Below are 5,822 nucleotides of genomic sequence, written 5' to 3' on the forward strand. Positions count from 1 at the left end.
ATCCGAATGTGTCGGCTATTTCTTTTATCGATGCTTCCACCTCTTCTGGATTGACCACGTTGGCCACTTTGGTAAAAATGGTATAACCCTTATCCCTTAGTTCATTTCCTGTTGCTGTCAAAACCTCTTCGTTGATATCGATAATCGCCACGTTTGCGCCTTCACTGGCAAACAGTTCGACGATCGCCCGGCCAATCCCCCTGCTTCCACCTGTAACTAAAGCCGTTTTCCCTGAAAATMTCCCTGTCATAATCGTCTCCTCCTAATCTATTATAAAAATTGCCCTACTTTAACATGTCCCTTAATCAAATTTCGGGAAATGATCATACGCTGTATTTCATCCGTACCATCATAAATCCTCCAAAGCCTGGCTTCGCGGTACCAGCGTTCGATGGGAAGCTCCTTCGTATAGCCCATGCCACCGTGAATCTGCAATACACGATCAACGACACGATTCCCCATATTGGCTCCATAGAGTTTAGCCATTGAAGCTAAATGGCGGTTGTCTTCTCCATTATCAAGTGTAAAAGCCGCATTCAATACAAGCCATCTAGCAGCTTCAATTTCTACGGCCGAATCAGCTATCTGCCATTGAATGGCCTGGCGCTCAGCAATCGGTTTACCGAAAGTTACTCGTTCTTTAGCGTATTCTATAGCCATTTGCAGCAATCTTTCCGCAGAACCGACAGCACGTGCGCCCACGATCCATCTTGCAAACCCAATCCATTCCAAGCCTAGTTTATAACCGCCATGCACTTCCCCCAAGATGTTTTCTTCGGGTACCCTGACATTATCAAAAACTAAACCGGCCGGTCCCCATTCTCCCATCGTATTGATATATTCTGATCTCCAGCCCATATCACGGTCTACAATGAAACAGGTTACCCCTTCCGTCCCGGTTGCTTGATGACGTTCTTTGTCAGTTACGGCAATGACCATGACGAAATCGGCATCATTTCCTCCAGTGATGAATGTTTTTTCTCCGTTAAGCACCCATTCATTTCCTTCTTTTACTGCCGTCATTTTAATATTTCGCGTATCGGACCCAGCCCCCGGCTCCGTCATGGCAAAACAGGACTTTTTCTCACCATTAATAGTAGGGATCAGATATTTCTGTTTCTGTTCTTCATTTGCATAATAAAGGATGTTATCAGCCGAACCTCCAAAGCTGAATGGTACAAACGTTTTTGACACTTCCATCAAGACAATTGCCATCATGAGCTGACCTAGGTCTGCCCCGCCATATTCCTCCGGGGTATTGATGCCCCAAAACCCCGCTTTTTTTGCTTTTTCCTGTAAATCTTTCAATGTCCCCTCTGGTAAACTAGGTTTCCCTGCCATTTCATTGCGAAGCACTTCATTTTCCAATGGAATCAATTCATTTTCCACGAACTTGCGTATTGTTTTTTGTACCATTTTTTGTTCATCTGATAGTCGTAAATCCATATTAACCCCTCCGCTTTCCAATTAGACTAGTTTTGATATTTTCTCTTCAATTGTCCGGTAATGATATTTTTTTGGATTTCGGACGTACCTTCATATATTCTGGTGATTCGGGCATCCCGATAGAAACGTTCAACTGGATAATCCTTCATGTATCCCATCCCGCCATGAATCTGTACGGCCTTATCAGCGACACGATTATATACTTCCGAACCATACAACTTAAGCATGGCCGCTTCTTTAATGATTTTTTCTTTCTGATCGACCATCCATGCGACCCTGTATGTGAATGAGCGAAGTGCTTCTATTTCCATTGCCATCTCGGCAATCATATGGGATACGGCTTGATGATCAATGATCGGGACATTGAATTGTTCACGTTCTGTGGCATATTTGGTAGAAAGATCGAGCAGGTATTGACAGGACCCCAAATTACGGGCAGCAAGGCCTGCCCGGCCATTTGCAAGGATTTTCAAGGCATTTACATACCCTTGGCCGACGTCCCCCAGTACATTTTCAGCAGGAACCTCGCAATCTTCAAAAAATAATTCGGCCGAATGTGAGCCTCGAAGACCCATCTTCCTTTCCAGGCTACCAACTCTAAAACCCGGAAAATCCTTTTCTACTATGAATGAGGTGATCCCTTTCGCCCCTTTATCTTTGTCCGTAACGGCCATAACTGTAAAAATATCTGCTACATCTGCATTCGTTATATAATGCTTGGTACCATTTAAAATATATTTATCGCCATTTTTGACCGCCGTCATTTTGAGATTCGTAGCATGGGACCCCGCTGCAGGCTCAGTTAAAGCAAAAGCGCCAATTCTATTACCGCTTGCCATATCTGGTAGATATTTTTCCTTTTGCATTTCATTGCCCATTTCAACTATCCCTACCGTCCCTATACCGGTGTGGGCCCCAATCAGAGTGGTATATCCATTATGTGTTTTACCGATTTCCTCATATAAAGCACATTTTCCCACCATCCCGATTCCGAGTCCGCCATACCTTTCCGGGATACTAAGTCCGAATAGCCCGATTTCCTTCGATAAATTTATGATGGATTCCGGGATATGATCTTCATCCTCTATCTGCATGGAAAATGGATCGATTTGTTCCTCGATAAACTGGCGTATATTTTCTTTAAGTAGCAGGATGTCTTCATCTAAGCGAAAGTCCATTTGCATTCCCCTTTATCTACGAATTGGTTGTTAACGCTTTCATATCTAGTTCGAATGAGCGATATGTTTTTCTTGAAGCTTGCGTTTTAAAATTTTACCGACCGCCGTCTTCGGAAGTTCACTTTCAAATGTGATTGCTTTTGGGACCTTGAAGGCAGCGAGCTGCTTTCGGCAATAATCCTTCAATTCGTTTTCAGTTATTCTTTCACTTGGTTTTAGAACTACCGCTGCATGTACCGTTTCACCGCGATATTGATCGGGAACGCCAAAGACGGCAGCTTCCAGAACCTTAGGGTGGCTGTATAGTATATCTTCAATTTCAATTGGATAAATATTAAATCCGCCTGCGATGATCATCTCTTTCTTCCGTCCCACAATGTAAAAGAAGCCATCTTCATCCATCTTGGCCATATCACCGGTATGCAGCCATCCGTTTTGAATCGTCTTCTTCGTCTCTTCAGGCATGCCCCAATAACCTTTCATTACCTGTGGACCCTTTATGACCAATTCACCTGGTGTATCAACCAAGAGGGCTGGCTCTCCTGTAATGCTGTCAATTATGGCGGCATCCGTATTTTGTATCGGAATCCCGATACTTCCTGGTTTTTGCAGGCCGCTGACTGGATTCCGGTGCGTGACTGGTGACGCCTCGGACAGTCCATAGCCCTCAGCAATCTTTGTTCCACTAAGTTCGCTGAACCTTGACAATACATGCAATGGCAATGGTGACGAACCCGAAACGCAAGATGTCAAAGTATGCAAATCAAATGGATGGGACTGGTAATATTGTAATAAAGCAATATACATCGTCGGTACCCCTGGAAAAATAGTCGGTTTAAGATTAGTGATAATATCGACGATCTCCGTTACCTGAAATCGGGATACAAGAATTAATTCCCCGCCATTATAAAACGTCAGGTTCATCCCTGAAGTCATGCCGTAAACATGAAATAATGGGGAAACGCCCAGTACCCTTTCCTTCCCCTTTTGAGTATTGATTCTTGAAGTGGCTGCACTTTGCAGCGTATTGGCTACGATATTACGATGGGTTAGCATCGCGCCTTTAGAACGCCCTGTCGTTCCTCCAGTATATTGGAGGACGGCGACATCTCTAGCAGGTTCAATCTCCACAGTGAAATCCGCCTCTGTAACAGATAGCAGTTTTTTTGTCATTTCACATTTGCCCTTTTCCAGCGACACGCTCAACACCTTTTCAACATCGGTTTCAGCTATGACAGTTTCAACTATGGGCAATAAATCGTCGAGTACAATGATGTGCCTTGCACCTGAATCTTTCAGGACATGCATTAATTCGTACGCCTTATACATTGGATTGATTTGGACAACAATGGCTCCATTCAAAAGAGTTCCAAAAAAACCAATTGGATATTGGGGACAATTAGGAAGCATGATAGCCACACGATCTCCCTTTCCAATCCCTTCATCAGCAAGCAAGCGGGCACATTTTTTCACTAACTTCCCCAACTCTGAATATGTATACCTTTTCTCGATGAACGTTACCGCTGTATTATCCGAATACTGTTCGACTGATTGAAAAAATAGTTCTGTCAATGAAATTTCAGGAATATCAATCTCTATTGGATTTCCGGACGGGATATGCTTTATCCAAGGTCTATCCATTTGTCCTCCCCTTTCTTCATTCAAAAATAAAGAAGTCATACTAACAACATGCAAGGAGTGTGCCAAAAATAAATCGTTTTGATACGTTGATTCAGTTAATGCTAAAATTCAAAATTGAATTATTTGCTGCGTTTTTAATAATTCCAGGTTCATAATTCTAGGATTTAAATTTGACTCAATAACTCATTTTTGAATTAAGAACTTGCTTTCAAAGACCCAACAGTAGTGCTGGCCTGTGGATATACTGATCATTTTCAGGAAAATAAAACGGGATGCTGATCAAGGTCAGCATCCCGTTCAAAAAATGATTCACTGCTCCATGGCGGTGTCATCTTCCAATGATATTTTCCATAATTCTTTCGCCTTTCCACTAACCGTTTCATCAAAAACAAATGATCCATTCGTATATCGATCATGATTTTTTAATGAAGCGGCATGAATCGTTTCAATGGTTCCCTTTTCGGAAAGAATGAATAGACTGTCGGTTTTGTTAATGATATCGAAACCAATGACCCTATGAGGATTCGATTTCAATTCCCTCAAGACCACGACACCGCGTTTTGCCCGGCTCGTTTTTTCAAACTCGGTTAATTTCATTTTCTTAATGGCCCCGCGCTGTGTAACGATAAAGATCGATTCTTTACTATCCTTGGCCAAAACCTTTCCGCCAATGACATAGTCATTTTCTTTCAAGTTAATCCCTTTGACTCCTGCTGCCCGGACACCGACAACACTTACTTCTTCTTCATCAAACCATAAACCATAGCCATTATGAGTGACTAGGAAAAGGTCAGCCTGTCCATTCGTATGATGGACATCGACCAGTTCATCGTCACCTTTTAAATTGACACCAACCAGCGGTTTTGAATGACGCTGAGCTTTATAGGAAGCTAATTCTGTCTTTTTCACCATACCATTTTTCGTGATGAAAACTAAGAATTCCGGCATGGTAAAATCTTTGATTGGAATCGCTTTTATGATTTGCTCTTCCCTGTCGATTGGAATGATGTTAGCGATATGCTGACCGGTTTCCTTCCAGCGAATATCAGGAAGCTGATGAACTGGACAATAGAGGTAGTTCCCTTTGGACGTGAACAGCAACAGGACATCTGTTGTATTCATCTCCAGCCTCTGGAGCAGTCGATCGGAATCCTTCATGCCAAAATCAAGCCCTCCTGACGCTGCATAAGATCGTAACGATGTCCGTTTGACATAGCCTTCTTTCGTCACGGTAACCATTACGTCTTCACTCGCAATCAAGACTTCAAGATTTATTTTGATTTCTTCAATTTCTTTTTCGATTTTGGAACGCCGTCCGTCATCAAAACCCTTTTTAATGAATCGAAGTTCTTTTTTAATTACTTGAAGAAGAACCTTTTCACTTCCAAGAATCTTTGTCAATTCTTCAATTTTGTCCTTCAATTCCGCTGCCTCTGCCTCAAGTGCTGTAATATCCGTATTTGTCAGCCTATATAACTGCAAGGAGACAATGGCTTCAGCTTGCGCTTCTGTAAAAGCAAATTTAGCTATGAGGTTATCTTTAGCGTTCCGTTTGTC

General features: G+C 42.5%; 5 protein-coding genes. All 5 read right to left on the reverse strand.

What is annotated here, in order from left to right; all coding sequences use genetic code 11:
• A partial coding sequence (locus AC1DVB_RS24770; RefSeq protein WP_477591416.1) for an SDR family NAD(P)-dependent oxidoreductase occupies positions 1–250 on the reverse strand: 250 nt, incomplete at its 3' end.
• 20 nt (positions 251–270) lie between these two features.
• On the reverse strand, positions 271–1,446 hold the full coding sequence (locus tag AC1DVB_RS24775; protein ID WP_057277806.1) for an acyl-CoA dehydrogenase family protein: 1,176 nt from the start codon (positions 1,444–1,446) through the stop codon (positions 271–273).
• Positions 1,447–1,472: 26 nt separating this feature from the next.
• The gene (locus AC1DVB_RS24780) at positions 1,473–2,624 is read right to left on the reverse strand and encodes an acyl-CoA dehydrogenase family protein (RefSeq protein WP_057277807.1); all 1,152 of its coding nucleotides are present in this window, start codon (positions 2,622–2,624) and stop codon (positions 1,473–1,475) included.
• A gap of 45 nt (positions 2,625–2,669) precedes the next feature.
• A complete protein-coding gene (locus AC1DVB_RS24785; protein WP_377332726.1) occupies positions 2,670–4,265 on the reverse strand; it encodes a long-chain-fatty-acid--CoA ligase in 1,596 nt (531 codons plus the stop codon).
• A gap of 309 nt (positions 4,266–4,574) precedes the next feature.
• On the reverse strand, positions 4,575–5,822 hold a 1,248-nt coding region (locus tag AC1DVB_RS24790), incomplete at its 5' end, for a DNA gyrase C-terminal beta-propeller domain-containing protein (protein WP_477591419.1).

The sequence above is a fragment of the Peribacillus sp. P4_D6 genome, assembly GCF_056401795.1.

Bases quoted from the DNA above. Each gene is read 5' to 3' on its own strand.
- AC1DVB_RS24775 (WP_057277806.1), bottom strand. From the start codon at position 1,446: ATGGATTTACGACTATCAGATGAACAAAAAATGGTACAAAAAACAATA.
- AC1DVB_RS24780 (WP_057277807.1), bottom strand. From the start codon at position 2,624: ATGGACTTTCGCTTAGATGAAGACATCCTGCTACTTAAAGAAAATATA.
- AC1DVB_RS24785 (WP_377332726.1), bottom strand. From the start codon at position 4,265: ATGGATAGACCTTGGATAAAGCATATCCCGTCCGGAAATCCAATAGAG.